Here is a 16,647-nt window from a genome sequence, read left to right as displayed (position 1 = left end):
TGCAACCCCAGCGCGGCCCGCGCCGCGCGTCACTCGCCGTACAGCCCGAGCAGTTTCAGCGTGACGCCGTTGGTCCAGCCGAAGCCGTCCTGCAGCGGATATTCACCGCCCCCGCCGCCGCCCGTGCCGGCGCCTTCGACCACGTACTTCTCGACGAGCTTGCCTTCGGTCGCATACACATGCTTCACGTCGGACAGGAAGCGCGTGCCGATGTCCTTCGCAAGCGCCGGTTCGCCATAGCGGCGCAGCCCGTCGATCGCGATCCACTGCAACGGCGCCCAGCCGTTCGGCGCATCCCACTGCTGCCCGGTGTTCTCGGTGGTCGTCGCGAGGCCGCCCGGCTGCAGCAGCGTCTTGCGCACCTCGCGCGCGGTCGCCTTCGCGCGCTCGGGCCACGCGACGCCCGCGAACAACGGATACAACGCAGCGGCCGTCACCGCGTCGCGCGGCTTGCGCAGTTGCCAGTCGTAGTCGCCGTAGTAGCCGCGGCGGTTCCACAGATAGCGGTTGATCGCGGCCGCCCGCCGCGCCGCGCGCGCAGAGAAATCAGTCACGCACGCCACGTCGCGCGTGATCGCGCAGCCCTTCACGATCGTCGTCTCGAGATGGAACATCAGGCTGTTCAGGTCGACCGGCACGATCGACGTCGTGCGGATCGTCGCGAGCGTCTTGCCGTCGCCGAACCAGCGCGAGCTGTAGTCCCAGCCGCTTTCGGCGCCCGCGCGCAGGTCGCGGTAGACCTCGTTTGCCGGACGCGCCGGCACCGACTTCGCGGTCGTCACGTCCTCGAGATACGACTCGTCGCGCGGCGTATCGCTCGCGTCCCAGTAGCGGTTCAGCACCGCACCGTCGGGCATCGCGACCACATGGCGCGTGGCCTGCCCGCGCGGCGTCGTGGCTTCGCCCTGCATCCAGTACGCATGTTCCTTGCGCAATTCCGGCAGGTATTTCTGATAGACCTTGTCGCCTTCGGCCTGCGCGGCGAGCGTGACCATGTACGCGAAGAACGGCGGCTGCGAGCGGCTCGCGTAGTACGTGCGGTTGCCGTTCGGGATGTGCCCGATCGTGTCGATCAGATGGGCGAAGTTGTCGAGCATGTTGTCGACGAGATCCTCGCGCCCGGACACCTGCAGCCCCAGCATCGTGAAATAGGTGTCCCAGTAGTAGCCTTCGCGGAAGCGGCCGCCGGGCACGACATACGGCTTCGGCAGCGGGATCAGCGAGCTGTACGGCGGCACCGTCGTGCTCGTGCGCGTGAGCTGCGGCCACAGCCAGTCGATGTGCTCGCGCAGCGTCTGGTTCGGCGGCGGCGTCACGCCGCCTTCCGGGGGCGGCGTGAAATGCTGCGCGACGAACGCCTTCAGCGAGAAGCCCGGCTGCGATTTCTGTTGCTGATACAACTGCACGATCGTCGCCGGATCGCCATCGGGCGTCGCGTCGACGAAGGTCTTCTGGTCGGGATAGATCTGCGCGGTCTGCACCGCGACGAACAGGTCGCCGTAGAGCTGGCTCGGCGGCGGCAGCAGCGTGCCCGAGGCGGCGACGACAATCGCGGTCGTAGCCGGCGGGGCCGGCTGGGTAGTTGCCTGCGCGGCGGCCTGGTTTGCGTTGTCGGCCTGGGCGGCGCAGCCGGCAACGGCGAGATACGCGACGGCCAGCGCGGCAGCCCAGCGAAGACGCGGCGCGGGTGGCGCGAGAGGCGGTGAGAGTCGGCTTGAGAAGCGACTCGAGAAGCGCGATGCGATCGATGCGGCACGACGTGACGTCATGACGTGTCCCCTCCTTTCGATGGTGAGTGGGTCGGCACGAGGTCTCGTTCGCGCGCGCGCTCGTCTCGATGGCCCTCGATCGATGCGCGTCGTTTGGTGATGCGAGTGGATCCGACTGTCGCACGAAACGTGCGGATCAAGCAAGTTTCGATTCGTGCAACTCGCGCGGATACAGATCACCGGACATGGCCCGCCACGCACGCGCGTCGAGCGCGGCGCATCGCGCAGCCCGAGCGCGCGCAGCAGCGTCATGCAGTCGTTCTTTCCCTGTCGCCGCCAACCAGGACGACTGTTGCAACATGCGGAACAACTGTTGTCGTACGTGACTCAACGGTCACATTGTGGGCATAATGGCGTCTTTACCGCGCGCCCAGCCCATGTCGCCCGTCTTTCTAGCACCGCTCATCGTTGCCTGTGCGTTGTTCATGGAAAGCGTCGACGCGAACATCATCGTCACCGCCCTCCCCGCGATGGCGCGGGACTTCGGGCACAGCCCCGTCACGTTGAACATTGCGATCACCGCCTACGTGGTCGGGCTCGGCGTGTTCATCCCGATCTGCGGCTGGCTGGCCGACCGCTTCAGCGCACGTTCCGTATTCCGCACCGCGATCGGCATCTTCGTCGTCGGCTCGCTGATGTGCGCGGCCTCCAATTCCCTCGGCGTGCTCACGTTCGCGCGCTTCATCCAGGGCGTGGGCGGCGCGATGATGGTGCCCGTCGGCCGCATCATCATCTTCCGCGCCGTGCCGCGCTCGGATCTCGTGCGCGCGATGAACTACCTCGCGATTCCCGCGCTGTTCGGGCCTACGGTCGGGCCGCTCGTCGGCGGCTTCATCACGACCTACCTGCACTGGCGGATGATCTTCTTCATCAACGTGCCGATCGGCATCTACGGGATCTACCTCGCCAGCAAGCACATCGCGAACACGCGCGAGCCCGATCCGGGCCCGCTCGACTGGTTCGGCTTCCTGCTGTCGGCCAGCGGCGCCGCGCTGCTGCTGATGGGCCTCACGCTGATCGATGGCGCGCTCACGTCACGCTCGAACGCGCTCGTCATGTGCGTGGCCGGCACCGTCCTGCTCGCGCTGTACGTACCGTACGCGCGCCGCAAGGAGCGCCCGGTGCTCGACCTCAGCTTCCTCAAGATCCCCACGTATCACGCGAGCGTCGTCGGCGGGTCGCTGTTCCGTATCGGCCTCGGCGCAGTACCGTTCCTGCTGCCGCTCGCGCTGCAGGAAGGGCTCGGCATGAGCGCGTTCCATTCGGGGCTCATCACGTGCGCGTCCGCGTTCGGCGGCGCGATGAGCCGCTCGACGGCCACCCATACGCTGCGCCGCTTCGGCTTCCGCACGGTGCTGATCTACAACGCGGCCTTCGCGGGGCTCGCGATCGCCGCGTACGGCGTGTTCCATCCCGGCATGGCGACCTGGGCGATCTGGCTGATCGTGCTCGTCGGCGGCATCTTCCCGGCGCTGCAGTTCACGAGCCTGAACTCGATGATCTACGCGGACATCTCGCCGCGCGACGCGGGCCGCGCGACGAGCCTCGGCAGCGTCGTGCAGCAGATGTCGCTCGGCCTCGGCGTGACGGTCGCCGGCCTCGTGCTGCACATTTCGCACTGGCTGCAGGGTCATCAGAAGATGATGTGGTCGGATTTCTGGCCCGCGTTTCTCGTGGTCGGGCTGTGCTCGTTCGCGTCGATTCCGATCACGCGGCGGCTGCCGCCCGGCGCCGGCGACGAAGTCGCGCGCGGCAAGCGGCAATAGCCACCAGGCAGACGGGCGGGAAATCACGAGAGGGACGGAACGGGCAAAAGAAAAGGAAAAACCGCCCGCGAAGCAAACCGGAAAATACAAAAAAATCAGCGGACATCCACACGGGGCCGGTGCACAGCCGCATGGATGTCCGCTCAGGGCTCCGGGTCTCCCGATGGGGGTTGAGAATCCCGGATTCGCTTCCTGCGTGCCATGGACATATGTGCGTCGGAAGCAAAAGCGTTGCGCGTGTTTATCGTTGCGCCATGAACTGCACTATAGGGAAACTTGCGCAACGCATCTGTCAAGCATTGTCAGACACGGTGCATCGGCACGTCGCACGCGTGCGCCGCTTTCGCGCTAAAGTGGTTCCCGACCATCACTCCCGGCCGCCCTTCCGATGCTTACGCTCTCGACCGCCGCCGCCCGCGCGCTGCATCTCGCCGCGCAAGGCCTGCTGACGCCGCCCCGCCGCAAGGCAACCAAAGCCGACGTGCTCGACACGATCCGCCGGATGGCGCAGCTGCAGATCGACACCATTCACGTCGTCGCGCGCAGCCCGTATCTCGTGCTGTTCAGCCGTCTCGGCGATTTCGCGCCGCAGTGGCTCGACGAACATCTCGCCGAGGCGCGCCTGTTCGAATACTGGTCGCACGAAGCGTGCTTCCTGCCGGTCGAGCAGTTCGGCCTGATGCGCTACAAGATGCTCGATCCGTCGGGAATGGGCTGGAAATACGCGGCCGAGTGGCATGAGCAGAATCGTCCCGAGATCGAGCGGCTGCTCGCGCGGATTCGCGCCGAGGGCCCGGTACGGTCGGCCGATTTTGCCCGCGAGGATGGCGCGAAAGGCAACGGCTGGTGGGATCGCAAGCCCGAGAAGCGCCACCTGGAAGTGCTGTTCACGACGGGCGACCTGATGGTGTCGGAACGCCGCAATTTCCAGCGCGTGTACGACGTGCGCGAGCGCGTGCTGCCCGACTGGGACGATACGCGCGACCTGCCGCCGCGCAGCGCCGTGCTGCCCGCGCTGCTCGACTACACGTGCCGGGCGCTCGGCGTCGTGCGCGCGGACTGGGTGGCCGACTACTATCGGCTGCCGCGCCGCTCCTACCGCGCGGAACTCGAGCAGCTCGCCGGCGCGGGCGACCTGATTCCGGTGGCGATCGACGACTGGAAGGAGCCGGCCTACGTGCATCGCTCGCTCGAAGCGTTGCTGCCGGCCGCGCAGGCCGACACGCTGCGCTCGACGGTCACGACGCTGCTGTCGCCGTTCGATCCGGTGGTATGGGACCGCCGGCGTGCGTCGACGCTGTTCGGATTCGACTACACGATCGAATGCTATACGCCCGGGCACAAGCGGCGTTACGGCTATTTCTGCCTGCCGGTGCTGCATCGCGGGCGGCTGGTCGGGCGCATCGACGCGAAGGCGCATCGCACGCTCGGCACGTTCGAACTGAAGGCGGTGCATGTCGAGCCGGGCGTGCGGTTCGGCACGGGGCTCGCAGCCGATGTCGCGAAGGCGGTGAGGAAGCTCGCGGCGTGGCACGGCACGCCGGACGTCACGGTCGGGCAGCAGGCCCCGCCGGAGCTGGTGAAGGCGCTGGCCGGCGGCTAGACGCCCACGCAGCCGGCTGGCACGACGGCGGCGCGGACGTGTACGTGCCGGCCGTCAATCAGTCGCGCAGCTTGCGGAAACGCGGGGTGCCGTCTTCGAGGTTCCCGTTGAACATCGCTTCCGGCCGGACCCACAGCCCGCGCGCATGCGGCCACAGGTGTTCGTACACGACCACCGATTCCTCGGTTTCAGAATGGCGGGCAACGCCGATGTAGCGGTACAGGCCGCCCTTGTAATGGCGATGCGTTGCGAGCTGTTCGGCTTCCTGTTCGGTCATGATGGGCTTCTCTTCGGCAAAAACGGAAAGCGCGTATTGTATGCGCTGCGCCGCGCGTCAGCGTTTCGCGTAGATGTCCGGGCGGCGGATTTCCATCACGCGCTCGGGATTCGCGCACGGCTCGAAGCCGACCGGCCGGTACAGCGCGTGCGCATCGGACGTCACGAGCATGATGCGGCGCAGCCCCTGCACCACCTCCTGTGCAAACACGTGGTCGATCAGCGCGCGGCCGTAGCCGTTGCCGCGCTCGGCCGGCAGCACGAACACGTCGCACAGGTACGCGAACGTCGCGTGATCGGTCACGAGCCGCGCGAACCCGACGAGCCGGTCGCCCACGTAGGCGCCGAAACACAGCGAGCCCTCGATCGCCCGCTCGACCACGTCGCGCGGAATGCCCTGCGACCAGTACGCGTCGCGATGCAGGAAGTCGAAGATCGCGTCGACGTCGAGTTCGCGCTTGTCGGTGGAAAATCTCAGCGTGGCGGGGGTGGCGGGGGTGGCAGCGGGCACGTCGGTCTCCGGTCGCGATGGCGGAAGGCGAGACGCTGACGATACCGCGCGGCGGGGCGAGCTACAAGCGCAGACACTTGTCGCCTCGGCCAGACGGCGCGCAGGCTCATTCCGGACGCTTCTGGTGTGTTACGCAACTGGGGCGGGTAGACTTGTACAGCAAACCGTACACCTCTATCGACTGTGCTAAACTTGTACGGTTATATGTACAAGTGAGGCAATCATGCGCACGATTCATTTTTCGGATGCCCGTGGCAATCTGAAGACCGTTATCGACCAGGTCGTCGACGACGCGGACGTGACGCTCATCACGCGCCGCGATGCGCCGAACGCCGTCATCATGTCGCAGGACTACTACGACAGCCTGATGGAGACGGTGCACTTGCTGCGCTCGCCGGCCAACGTCGCCCATCTCGAGCGCTCGATCGCGCAACTACGCAAGGGCAAGGCAAAGGAGCGCAAGCTCGCGGCGGATGACGAATGAGCGTACGCCGCGTGCTCTTTACTTCCGACGCGTGGGACGACTATGTCTACTGGCAGGGGCAGGATCGCAAGACGCTCAAGCGTATCAACCAGCTCATTCGCGAAGCCCAGCGAACGCCGTTCGAAGGAATCGGAAAGCCCGAACCGTTAAAGGCCAACCTCTCCGGTTTCTGGTCGCGCCGTATCGACGACACGAACCGCCTGGTCTACGAGGCTGACGACTTGCAGATCAGCATCGTGTCCTGCCGTTACCACTACGAATAGCATCGCCCCGCGGGTCATGGCGCCCGCAACGTGCGATCTGCCTTGCAACGCTTCAACGGCAGCGGCCGCGCTGCGACTATCCGCGTCACCTCGCGCGTGCGCGGGTCGATTTCGAGGTCGAGGCATGCGCAACCGTAGCCATGCCCGCCGGCGTTGGTGACGACCCAGCCCTTCGTCGACATGTCGGGCATCGTGTCGAGGCCCGGCACCGGCTCGTTGCCCATCGTCAACAGTGTCCAGGTGCCGTCCTTGTCGTTCAGCCACCAGTTGGCCGGCGACGGATTCTCAAGCCATCCGCAGCGCCTTTCCGGTGCGGCAGATACCTGCGTCGCGGCTGCCAACGTCAACGCTGCACCCAGCATCCACATTGCAAGACGTGCACGAGTGATTGTCATGTGATCGATCCGGAAACGAATGGGCATCGGGAAACCGTCATTGCGGGTGCCGGACAGCATACCGGGCTTTCTCTCGGATGTCGCTCGTCCGCACCGGCCGTCCGGTCGCATCGGTCGTGCGCGCGGCGACGACGAGATCGGCTTTCAGCAGATTCGGTGACAATGTCGCCTGCCCAACAAGTTCGCCACGCCGCTGCATGCCCTACCGCCTCATCGCATTCGACTTCGACGGCACGCTCGCCGATTCGCTCGACAGCTTTCTCGCGGCGCTGTCGGAAGCGTCGCGCCTGCACGGCTTTCGCGACGCCACGCCCGAGCTGCGCCCGGCGCTGCGCGGCATGTCGGCGCGCGACATCATTCGCGCGCTCGACGTGCCGATGTGGAAAGTGCCGCGCGTGACGATCGACATGCGCCGCCTGATGCAGCCGCGTGTCGCGCAAGTGGCGCTGTTCCCCGGCGTCGGCGAAACGTTCGACGCGCTCGCCGCGCGCGGCATCCGCATCGCGATCGCCACGTCGAATACCGAGGCGATCGTGCGTGACCGGCTCGGCCCGCACGCCAGCAGCCGTGTCGAGCACTTCGCATGCGGCATTCCGCTGTTCGGCAAGGCGCGTCGCCTGCGCGCGCTCGTTCATGAGGCCGGCGTGCACAGCGACGAAGTGCTGTACGTCGGCGATGAAATCCGCGACGCCGACGCGGCACGACGCGCGCGCATCGCATTCCAGGGCGTCGCGTGGGGCTACACCGCACCGGACGCGTTGCAGGCGCATTGCGCGACACCGTTGCTGCCGCGTCTCGACGCATTGCTCGATCGCGTGTGACGCATGCGCGCGCTTTGCGCGTCCGGTTCTCCCCATCGCTCGATGAATCACGTCATCGCACGACACAGCCGCACGACGATGAAACGCGGATGACACCCCCGTGCATCCCGCACGCGTCATGCGCGCAAAAATTGCCGCCGACGCACACGCAACAGGTACGCCCTACCTGTCGGCGTGCTGGCTCATCGATTCGTCTTACCAACCGTTACACAAACCACAGCGCGGTTGCACCTGCTACCGGATCGCTCTCCTAGAATCAGTCGGGCCGGGAAACGCTTCGACCGGCGCCGCGGCAGAGCGGCGGTCGAATCCGGCCCGGGCGCGCCCGGTCTCTCGCACAGCGACGGATCCCGTGATCCGTTTTTCAACCAGAGCCCCGATCGAAAGGAGGTCCCATGAACCGCTTTCCCCAACTCTCGCGCCTTGCTTTGTCTGCCGCTGGCCTGCTTCTCGTCGCCGTGACGGCGACCGCGCAAACCGCACAACCGGCACCGGCTTCACCCAACGCACCGGCCGCCGCCGCGACGCGGATCCACGAAGCCGACCAGGCCTTCATCACCGACGGCACGAAGACCGTGTCGACGCAGCACGACGCGGCACGCATCGCCGATTCGCGCACGTCGGACAGCCAGGTCAAGGCGTTCGCGCAACGCGTGTCGACCGACGATGAAAAGATCATCCAGGCGATGCGCGCGGCCAGCCCGCGCGGCGTCGACGTGCCGGCCAACGATCCCGACACGGCCGTGCTGGGCAGCATCAAGAACCTGCGCGGCGCCGAGTTCGACAAGGCGTATATCGAGCAGGTCGCGCTCGCCGGCCAGCAGAAGGCCATCTCGGCATTCCAGGCCGAAATCGCGTCGGGCCGCGACACCAAGCTGAAGGAAGTCGCACGCCAGTCGCTGCCGATCCTGCAGAAGCACTACGCGGACGCGCAGAAGCTCGCGGAACGCCACCACCTCGCGTCGGCGCAGTAACGCGCCGCAGCGCCGCGCATCACGCGCGGCGCACCGCTTCCCCTGTCGTCGCGTCGCCGCTCCTCTTCCGGCGGCGCGACGCACGCCAAACGTCACGCTTCACGCTTCCCTCGTTACGTCGCGAGCTTCGCCAGCAGCCGCGCACGCACTTCCGGCCATTCGTCGTCGATGATGCTGAAGCGCACCGAATTGCGCTTGCGGCCATCCGGCATGATCCGTTCGTGCCGCACGATCCCTTCCTGCTTCGCACCGAGCCGCAGGATCGCCGCGCGCGATTTCTCGTTCAGCTCGTCGGTCGTGAACTGCACGCGCACGCAGTGCAGCACGTCGAACGCATAGCCCAGCAGCAACCATTTCGCCTCGGTGTTCGCGCGCGTGCGCTGCGCCGATTCGCTCAGCCACGTATGGCCGATCTCGAGCTTGCGGTTCTTGCGATCGATCTTCCAGAAACGCGTGCTGCCAATCACGCGGCCCGATGCGCGATCGACGATCGCGAACGGCATGACGGTGCCGGCCGAACGCCCTTGCAATGCGGTGTCGATATACGCGTCGATCGTCTCCGGGCCCGGCACGACCGTGACCTTCAGGTTCCACAGCTGGCCATCGGCAGCGGCGTCCAGCAGCGCCTGCCGGTCGGATGAATCGAGCGGCCTCAGCTCGACGTGTTTGCCGGTGAGGATCGGTGGTTCGAGGGAAGCAGAAGCGTCGGTCATGAAGGATTCCGGAAAGTGGTGGCGATGGCGGCGAAACACGATCATACGGCCGCTTCAGCCGACGAGCGTGGCCAACCGGCGGCGAATCGCCTTCGCCTCGCCGCGCAACGCATTGGTAAACGCATCGACGAGCAGGCTCTTTGGCCGGTGCTCGGGCACGATCACGCTGACCCGGTACGGAAACGATCGCGTGAGCGGCCGCACGTGCAGGTCGCGCCCGACGAAATCGAGCGCGGTCAGCGGATTGACGATTGCGGCGCCGAGCCCCTGCCGCACGAACGCACACACCGACACGGCCGACGGTGTTTCGACGACCGAGCGCGGCGCCACGCCGAGCTGCGCGAACGCCTCGTCGATCAGGATGCGGTACGGATCGTTCAGCGACAGGCTCACGAACGGGCGATCCGCGAGATCCGGCAGATCGATCGCGTCCTGCGCGAGCAGCGGATGGCCATCGGGCAGCACGCACACTTCGTCGACTTCGAGCAGCGGCGTGAGCACGGTGCCGGCCGGCGCGACGTCGCGCTCGGTCAGCCCGAGGTCGTAACGCTGCGCGGTCAGCCATTCTTCGAGCACCGGCGATTCCTGCGTCGCCACCGACACGCTGACGCCAGCGTGCTGCTCGCTGAAACGCCGGCACGCTCCGGGCAGGATCGCGTGCGAGAACGCCGGCAACGCGATCACCGACAGTTGACCGTCACGAAACTCGCGCAGGCGCGCAGCAGTCGCCGCGACACGTTCAAGCCCCACATACGCAAGCCGCACGTCGTCGAACAGCGTGAGGGCGGCCATCGTCGGCCGCAGCCGGCCGTGCGCGCGCTCGAACAGCGCGAAGCCGACGACCTGCTCCATGCGCGCAAGCTCGCGGCTGATCGTCGGTTGCGACGTATAGAGCATCTCGGCCGCGCGCGTCGTGCTGCCGGTGACCATCAGCGCGCGAAAGACCTCGATATGGCGGTGCGTGAGCATGATCTGCTATATCAAATATGAATCGAATGTCGATAACCAGGCATTTTACTGGATAGACGATCAGGTGCATCATTGCCGTTATCCATTCATTCGCCCCGATTCATCCGCCATGTCCCTCGATTCCCGCCAGCTCGCGACGCTCGCGCAGCAATACGGCACCCCGCTGTGGGTGTACGACGCCGACGTCATCCGCGACCGCATCGCCCAACTGCGCCAGTTCGACGTGATCCGCTACGCGCAGAAGGCGAACTCGAACGTCCATATCCTGAAGCTGATGCACGAGGAAGGCGCGTGCGTTGATGCCGTGTCGCTCGGCGAGATCGAGCGCAGTCTCGCGGCCGGCTTCAGCCCGGCAGGCGAGCCGGAAGGCGTCGTGTTCACGGCCGACCTGATCGACCGCCCGACGCTCGCGGCCGTGCTGAAGCACGGCGTGACCGTGAATGCCGGTTCGCTCGACATGCTCGCGCGCATCGGCGAGCATGCGCCCGGCCACCGCGTGTGGCTGCGCGTCAACCCCGGTTTCGGCCACGGCCACAGCAACAAGACCAACACCGGCGGCCCGCAGAGCAAGCACGGCATCTGGATCGACGACGTGCCGCGCGCGATCGAGATCGTGCGCCAGTACGGGCTGAAGCTCGTCGGCATCCACATGCACATCGGCTCGGGCGTCGACTACGGCCACCTGTCGCAGGTATGCGATGCGATGGTCGATCTCGTCACGTCGCTCGGCCATGACATCGACGCGATCTCGGCCGGCGGCGGCCTGTCGATCCCGTATCGCGACGGCGAGCCGCGCGTCGACGTCGGTCACTACTTCAGCCAGTGGGACGCCGCGCGCAAGCGGATCGAGCGTCACCTCGGCCACCCGGTGCGCATCGAGATCGAGCCGGGCCGCTTCCTCGTCGCCGAAGCCGGCACGCTCGTCACCGAAGTGCAGGCCGTCAACCGCCGGCCGAAGCACGATTTCGTGCTGATCGACGCGGGCTTCAACGACCTGATGCGCCCGTCGATGTACGGCAGCTACCACGCGGTATCGGTGCACACGCACGATGGCGCGCTGCCCGCCGGACGGCCGCTCGTCGATCTCGCGATCGCCGGGCCGCTGTGCGAATCGGGCGACGTGTTCACGCAGGACGCGGGCGGCGTGGTCACGCACCGCAAGCTGGCACAGCCGCAGATCGGCGACCTGCTGTTCCTGCACGATGCAGGCGCATACGGCGCGTCGATGTCATCGAACTACAACAGCCGGCCGCTCGCGCCGGAAGTGCTCGTCGATCGCGGCGCGCCGCGACTGATCCGCCGCCGGCAGACGATCGGCGAATTGCTCGCGCTCGAAACGTTCGAGTAACGCTTGCGCGCCAGATGATCGAGTGTGAGCGGGCGCACCTTCGACAGGTCGCGCCCGTGCATCCGATCAGCCCCACACGTCAGCCCGCGCGCCGCACGGGCGCCATTTTCGAGAAGTATTTCGCGCCCGCCACGCAGCCGACCACGACGACCGTCACCACGACCATCGACGACGGCACTGCCTCGTGCAGGAGCCCGGCCGCCAGCAGCAGGCCGAAGAACGGCTGCAGCAGCTGCAACTGACCGACGCCCGCGATCCCGCCGAGCGCGAGCCCGCGATACCAGAACACGAAGCCGATCAGCATGCTGAACAGCGACACGTACGCGAGCCCCCACAACGCGGCGGCATCGACGTCGTCGAACGACGCAGGCCAGGTAAGCCACGTGAGCGGCAGCATCAGCGGCAGCGACAGCACGAGCGCCCACGAGATCACCTGCCAGCCGCCGAGCTCGCGCGACAGGCGTGCGCCTTCCGCGTAACCGAGCCCACATGCGACGATCGCGGCCAGCATCAGCGCATCGCCGACTACCGACGCCTGGCCGCCGTTGCGCAGCGCAAACGCGGCCACCGCACCGCTGCCGATGATCGAGAAGATCCAGAACGGCAGCCGCGGCCGTTCACCGCCGCGCCACACGCCGAACAGCGCGGTCGCGAGCGGCAGCAACCCGACGAACACGATCGCGTGCGCCGATGTGACGTGCTTCAGCGCAAGCGCCGTCAGCAACGGAAAGCCGATCACGACTCCGAGCGCGACGATCGCGAGCGACACGGCCTCGGCACGCGTCGGCCGCCGCTGCTTCAGCCCGACGAGCAGCAGCAGGCCGAGCGCGCCGGCGATCGTCGCGCGCGCAAAGGTGAGAAACAGCGGGTCGAGCCCCTGCACCGCGATACGCGTCGCGGGCAGCGAGCCACTGAAGATGATCACGCCCAGCAGGCCGCTGAGCCATCCGTCGGTCGTCTTTTGCACGGGAAATCCTGAACGGGGAAAGTGGATGACCGATGATCCGCCGCCCGCGAAAAGCGCGTAAGCTACAGCCCAATACAATTCGGACAAACTGTACTGGACAACCGGCCGTACAGTTCATTCTTCGCCATGAGCCAGGCCGCCCCGCTTCCCGTTCCACCCACCCCGTCGCGCACGCGCGTGGAAACCGTGATGGATACGTTGCGCGCACGCATCGCGAGCCGCGCGCTGGTGCCCGGCGCGCGCGTGCCGTCGATCCGGATGATGGCGGACGCGCTGGGCGTGTCGAAATCGACCGTCGTCGATGCGTACGAGCGGCTCGCGAGCGAAGGCGTGCTGGTTGCGCGGCGCGGCTCGGGTTTCTATGTGTCGGGGCATGCACCGCCGCTCGCGCTCGCCGATCTCGGCCCGCAGCTCGATCGCGGACTCGATCCGCTCTGGCTGTCGCGCCAGTCGCTCGAAGCGGCGCCGACGTCCGTGAAGCCCGGTTGCGGATGGCTACCGCCGTCGTGGCTGCCGGACGAGAGCCTGCGCCGCGCGCTGCGCGCCGCGTCGCGCGACGAAGCCGACGCGCTGACCGACTACGCGACGCCGCTCGGCCTGCCCGCGATGCGCCAGCAGCTCGCGTGGCGGCTCGCGCAGCACGGCGTCCAGGCCGACCCCACGCAGATCATGCTGACCGACGGCGGCTCGCACGCGCTCGATCTCGTCTGCCGGCTGCTGCTGGAGCCGGGCGACACGGTCGTGCTCGACGATCCGTGCTACTTCAACTTCCAGGCACTGCTGCGCGCGCACCGTGCGCGCATCGTCAGCGTCCCGTACACGCCGAACGGCCCCGATCTCGCGCGCTTCGAGCAGGTGCTCGCCGAGCACCGGCCGCGCCTGTACATCACCAACTCCGCGCTGCACAACCCGACCGGCGCAACGCTCTCGGCGCCCGTAGCGCACCGGCTGCTGACGCTCGCGGCCGAACATGGCCTGCTGATCGTCGAGGACGACATCTTCGCGGATTTCGAGACCACGCCCGCACCGCGCCTCGCGGCCTTCGACGGACTGTCGCGGGTCGTGTCGATCGGCAGCTTCTCGAAGACGCTGTCGGCCGCGATCCGCTGCGGTTACGTCGCCGCGCGCCCGGAATGGATCGAGGCGCTCGTCGACCTGAAGCTCGCGACGTCGTTCGGCCATGCGCAGATCGGCGCGAACGTCGTCCACCGGCTGCTCGTCGACGGCACGTACCGGCGCCACGTCGACAGCCTGCGCGCGCGCCTCGCGGACGCGATGGGCGAAACGCTCCGGCGCGTCACGCGCGCCGGGCTCAGGATCTGGACGGAGCCGCGCGGCGGCCTGTTCGTGTGGGCGGCGTTGCCCGACGGGCTCGACGCCGCGCGCGTCGCGCGCCATGCGCTGGATCACGACGTGGTGCTTGCGCCCGGCAACGTGTTCAGCGCGTCGCACAATGCAACGTCGTACCTGCGCTTCAACGTGTCGCGCTGCAAGGGGCCGGCGGTGTTCGATGCGCTGGCGCGGGCGATGGAGGCGGTGCGGGCGGCGGACACGACCGGACGCATGCTCGCCCGCGAATCGTGACGGCGGGCGCGCGCTAGCTGCCGTCCGCCACGATTTCCGCGACGAAATCGACGAACGCCCGCACCTTCGCGGGCGGCAAGTGGCGCGACGGGTAGTACGCGAACAGCGGGAACGCCTCGCCGCGCCAAGCCGCAAGCAGCTCGACGAGCCGCCCCTGTTCGATCAGCCCCGCCACCCCGCTCGCCTTGAAGCGTGCAATGCCGACGCCGGCCAGGCATGCACCGAGCATCGTACCGGCGTCGTTGACGAGCAGCCTGCCTGTCGTCTTCACAGGCACGCGCTTGCGGCCGAGCTGATAGACCCATTCGAGCGGCTGGCCGGTCAGCGTGTTGCGCATCTGGATGCACGCATGGCCGACGAGGTCGGCTGGCGCCTCGGGACGCCCGTATCGTTTCACGTACGCGGGTGCGGCGACCGTCACCGCTCGCGTCTCCAGCAGCTTGCGCGCCACCAGCGACGACGAAGGCGGTTCGCCGAACCGCACCGCGACGTCGAATCCTTCTGCAACCAGATCGCCGAGTTGCTCGCGCGCCGCCAGTTCAAGCGACAGATCGGGATGGCGCGCCAGGAGCGCGGGGAGATGCGGCGCCAGCACCCGCCGCGAAAAATACGCGTCGACATTCACACGCAGCCTGCCGCGCACGGCCGCCGCCGAACCGGCGGCCAGCGTGACCGCGTCGCCGATGCCGGCGAGCAGCGGGCCGATGTCCTCGTACAGGCGACGCCCCTCGTCCGTCAGCGTGACCGAGCGCGTCGTGCGATCGAGCAGCCGCACACCGACGCGCGCCTCCAGCCGGCCCACGGCCCGGCTGACACCGGACGGTGACAGGCCGAGCGCGTCGGCCGCGCGCGCGAAGCTGCCGCTTTCGACGATCGCGGCGAGCACGCCCACGTTCGCCAGGATCCGCCCGTCGATGCCCATGATTTCACTCATGACAAAAGATCACCAATCAAATGACATGGATTCGATTCCATCAGGAATCGCCGCTCCCTATCATGCAACCCGATGCATTGCGACGGCAAGCCCGGTCGTTCCGGCATGCCGCTTCTCCCCTTCTCGATGAGGATTTCGAATCATGTACGCCATTACAGGCATCACCGGACAAGTCGGCGGCGCGCTCGCCCGGACATTGCTCACCGCAGGCCAGCCCGTAAGGGCCGTCGCGCGCGACGCCAATCGCGCCGCGCCGTGGGCCGCGCGCGGCTGCGACGTCGCACTCGCCGACATGACCGACACCGCCGCGCTGACGACGGCCTTCTCGAACACGGCCGGCGTATTCGTGCTGCTGCCGCCCTGCTTCGATCCATCGCCCGGATTCCCTGAAACGCGCGCGGTCATCGACGCCGTCGGCGCGGCGTTGCGCGCCGCTCGGCCGCGCAAGGTCGTTTGCCTGTCGACGATCGGCGCGCAGGCGACGCAGGTGAACCTGCTGACGCAGTTGACGATGATCGAGCAAGCGTTCGGCGACCTGCCGATGCCCGTCGCGTTCCTGCGCCCCGCATGGTTCCTCGAAAACGCCGCATGGGACGTCCCGACCGCGCGCGACACGGGCGTGATCCACAGCTTTCTGCAGCCGCTCGACCGCCCGGTGCCGATGGTTGCCACCGAAGACGTCGGCCGCACGGCGGCGGCCCTGCTGCAGGACGAATGGTCCCGCACGCGCATCGTCGAACTCGAAGGACCGCGGCGCGTCAGCCCGAACGACCTGGCCGCCGCGTTCGCCCGCGTGCTCGGGCGGCCCGTACAAGCCGAGGCCGTCCCCCGTGACACGTGGGCCGGCCTGTTCGATGCGCAGCGGATGCGCTACCCCGAACCGCGCATGCGCATGCTCGACGGCTTCAATGAAGGCTGGATCGACTTCGCGTCGGCGCCTGCGGACGTCCTGAAGGGACACCTCGACGCAGACGCCGTGCTGCGCACGATTGTCACGCGCGCCGCCTGAGCCGGAACGAGGCGGCGGGATACACCGCCGCCTGCCTCACACCTCCCCCGCGTGCGCCCTCGCCCGCACTTCGGCAAACGAAGTATCGACGAGCAGGCGCCCCGTATCGAACACCGTTTCCAGTGCGTCCTCCCACTCGCCTTCCAGCATCCGGTCGTCCCACGCGGCGGGCTCAGGATCTGGACGGAGCCGCGCGGCGGCGTGCGGATGGGCGCGAGCCACCGTATCCATGCTGGAGAATGATGAAGCCCGGCAATCGGG

Annotated in this window: 18 protein-coding genes; 9 read left to right on the top strand and 9 right to left on the bottom strand. The window is 67.5% G+C overall.

The window, feature by feature from the left end:
* Window positions 1–29 precede the first annotated feature (29 nt).
* Window positions 30–1,769: an alpha,alpha-trehalase TreA gene (gene treA / locus CFB47_RS22220; RefSeq protein ID WP_089462291.1), complete on the bottom strand. Its 1,740-nt coding sequence runs from the start codon at window positions 1,767–1,769 to the stop codon at window positions 30–32.
* A gap of 377 nt (window positions 1,770–2,146) precedes the next feature.
* On the opposite strand from treA, the gene CFB47_RS22215 reads away from it, so the two are divergent.
* On the top strand, window positions 2,147–3,535 hold the full coding sequence (locus CFB47_RS22215) for an MFS transporter (protein ID WP_089441966.1): 1,389 nt from the start codon (window positions 2,147–2,149) through the stop codon (window positions 3,533–3,535).
* A gap of 388 nt (window positions 3,536–3,923) precedes the next feature.
* A complete protein-coding gene (locus CFB47_RS22210; RefSeq protein ID WP_089462290.1) occupies window positions 3,924–5,138 on the top strand; it encodes a winged helix-turn-helix domain-containing protein in 1,215 nt (404 codons plus the stop codon).
* A 58-nt stretch (window positions 5,139–5,196) separates the two neighbouring features.
* Here CFB47_RS22210 and CFB47_RS22205 read toward each other — a convergent pair whose 3' ends face one another.
* Together CFB47_RS22205 and CFB47_RS22200 are read right to left on the bottom strand one after the other, a co-directional pair.
* Window positions 5,197–5,415 carry a DUF1653 domain-containing protein gene (locus CFB47_RS22205; protein ID WP_006480837.1) on the bottom strand — a complete coding sequence of 73 codons (219 nt, stop codon included), beginning with the start codon at window positions 5,413–5,415 and terminating at the stop codon, window positions 5,197–5,199.
* A 57-nt stretch (window positions 5,416–5,472) separates the two neighbouring features.
* Complete coding sequence (locus tag CFB47_RS22200; protein WP_089462289.1) at window positions 5,473–5,925, bottom strand: GNAT family N-acetyltransferase; 453 nt, start codon at window positions 5,923–5,925, stop codon at window positions 5,473–5,475.
* Between the two features lie 223 nt (window positions 5,926–6,148).
* Between CFB47_RS22200 and CFB47_RS22195 the strand changes: the two genes are divergently transcribed.
* Both CFB47_RS22195 and CFB47_RS22190 read left to right on the top strand, forming a co-directional pair.
* Window positions 6,149–6,409 (top strand): type II toxin-antitoxin system Phd/YefM family antitoxin, encoded by a 261-nt coding sequence (locus CFB47_RS22195; RefSeq protein WP_089441963.1) that lies wholly within the window; start codon window positions 6,149–6,151, stop codon window positions 6,407–6,409.
* Window positions 6,406–6,672: a Txe/YoeB family addiction module toxin gene (locus tag CFB47_RS22190; protein ID WP_011354451.1), complete on the top strand. Its 267-nt coding sequence runs from the start codon at window positions 6,406–6,408 to the stop codon at window positions 6,670–6,672. The genes CFB47_RS22195 and CFB47_RS22190 overlap by 4 nt, the downstream gene beginning before the upstream one ends.
* A gap of 14 nt (window positions 6,673–6,686) precedes the next feature.
* On the opposite strand, the gene CFB47_RS22185 is transcribed toward CFB47_RS22190, so the two are convergent.
* A complete protein-coding gene (locus CFB47_RS22185; RefSeq protein WP_179250176.1) occupies window positions 6,687–7,127 on the bottom strand; it encodes a DUF4087 domain-containing protein in 441 nt (146 codons plus the stop codon).
* A gap of 137 nt (window positions 7,128–7,264) precedes the next feature.
* On the opposite strand from CFB47_RS22185, the gene CFB47_RS22180 reads away from it, so the two are divergent.
* Together CFB47_RS22180 and CFB47_RS22175 are read left to right on the top strand one after the other, a co-directional pair.
* Complete coding sequence (locus CFB47_RS22180) at window positions 7,265–7,888, top strand: HAD hydrolase-like protein (RefSeq protein ID WP_089462288.1); 624 nt, start codon at window positions 7,265–7,267, stop codon at window positions 7,886–7,888.
* 395 nt (window positions 7,889–8,283) lie between these two features.
* Window positions 8,284–8,862 carry a DUF4142 domain-containing protein gene (locus tag CFB47_RS22175; protein WP_089458612.1) on the top strand — a complete coding sequence of 193 codons (579 nt, stop codon included), beginning with the start codon at window positions 8,284–8,286 and terminating at the stop codon, window positions 8,860–8,862.
* A 113-nt stretch (window positions 8,863–8,975) separates the two neighbouring features.
* Here CFB47_RS22175 and CFB47_RS22170 read toward each other — a convergent pair whose 3' ends face one another.
* Both CFB47_RS22170 and CFB47_RS22165 read right to left on the bottom strand, forming a co-directional pair.
* Window positions 8,976–9,575 (bottom strand): GNAT family N-acetyltransferase, encoded by a 600-nt coding sequence (locus tag CFB47_RS22170; protein WP_089463511.1) that lies wholly within the window; start codon window positions 9,573–9,575, stop codon window positions 8,976–8,978.
* 54 nt (window positions 9,576–9,629) lie between these two features.
* Window positions 9,630–10,544, bottom strand: a complete 915-nt coding sequence (locus CFB47_RS22165) for a LysR family transcriptional regulator (protein WP_089462287.1) — start codon at window positions 10,542–10,544, stop codon at window positions 9,630–9,632.
* 109 nt (window positions 10,545–10,653) lie between these two features.
* Here CFB47_RS22165 and lysA point away from each other — a divergent pair, with 109 nt between their 5' ends.
* Window positions 10,654–11,892 carry a diaminopimelate decarboxylase gene (gene lysA, locus CFB47_RS22160; protein WP_089462286.1) on the top strand — a complete coding sequence of 413 codons (1,239 nt, stop codon included), beginning with the start codon at window positions 10,654–10,656 and terminating at the stop codon, window positions 11,890–11,892.
* Between the two features lie 79 nt (window positions 11,893–11,971).
* Here lysA and CFB47_RS22155 read toward each other — a convergent pair whose 3' ends face one another.
* Complete coding sequence (locus CFB47_RS22155) at window positions 11,972–12,859, bottom strand: DMT family transporter (RefSeq protein ID WP_089462285.1); 888 nt, start codon at window positions 12,857–12,859, stop codon at window positions 11,972–11,974.
* A 126-nt stretch (window positions 12,860–12,985) separates the two neighbouring features.
* Between CFB47_RS22155 and CFB47_RS22150 the strand changes: the two genes are divergently transcribed.
* On the top strand, window positions 12,986–14,443 hold the full coding sequence (locus CFB47_RS22150) for a PLP-dependent aminotransferase family protein (RefSeq protein ID WP_089462284.1): 1,458 nt from the start codon (window positions 12,986–12,988) through the stop codon (window positions 14,441–14,443).
* Between the two features lie 13 nt (window positions 14,444–14,456).
* Here the strand turns inward: CFB47_RS22150 and CFB47_RS22145 are convergent, their stop codons facing one another.
* Complete coding sequence (locus tag CFB47_RS22145) at window positions 14,457–15,365, bottom strand: LysR family transcriptional regulator (RefSeq protein ID WP_089463510.1); 909 nt, start codon at window positions 15,363–15,365, stop codon at window positions 14,457–14,459.
* Between the two features lie 154 nt (window positions 15,366–15,519).
* Between CFB47_RS22145 and CFB47_RS22140 the strand changes: the two genes are divergently transcribed.
* Window positions 15,520–16,386 (top strand): NmrA family NAD(P)-binding protein, encoded by an 867-nt coding sequence (locus CFB47_RS22140; protein WP_089462283.1) that lies wholly within the window; start codon window positions 15,520–15,522, stop codon window positions 16,384–16,386.
* 36 nt (window positions 16,387–16,422) lie between these two features.
* Here CFB47_RS22140 and CFB47_RS22135 read toward each other — a convergent pair whose 3' ends face one another.
* A complete protein-coding gene (locus tag CFB47_RS22135) occupies window positions 16,423–16,617 on the bottom strand; it encodes a hypothetical protein (protein ID WP_089462282.1) in 195 nt (64 codons plus the stop codon).
* Window positions 16,618–16,647 lie beyond the last annotated feature (30 nt).

This window comes from Burkholderia sp. AU27893 (assembly GCF_002223205.1).
Classification (GTDB): domain Bacteria; phylum Pseudomonadota; class Gammaproteobacteria; order Burkholderiales; family Burkholderiaceae; genus Burkholderia.
The sequence above is the reverse complement of the archived record's forward strand: the minus strand, read 5'-3'. Positions and strand labels throughout refer to the sequence as shown.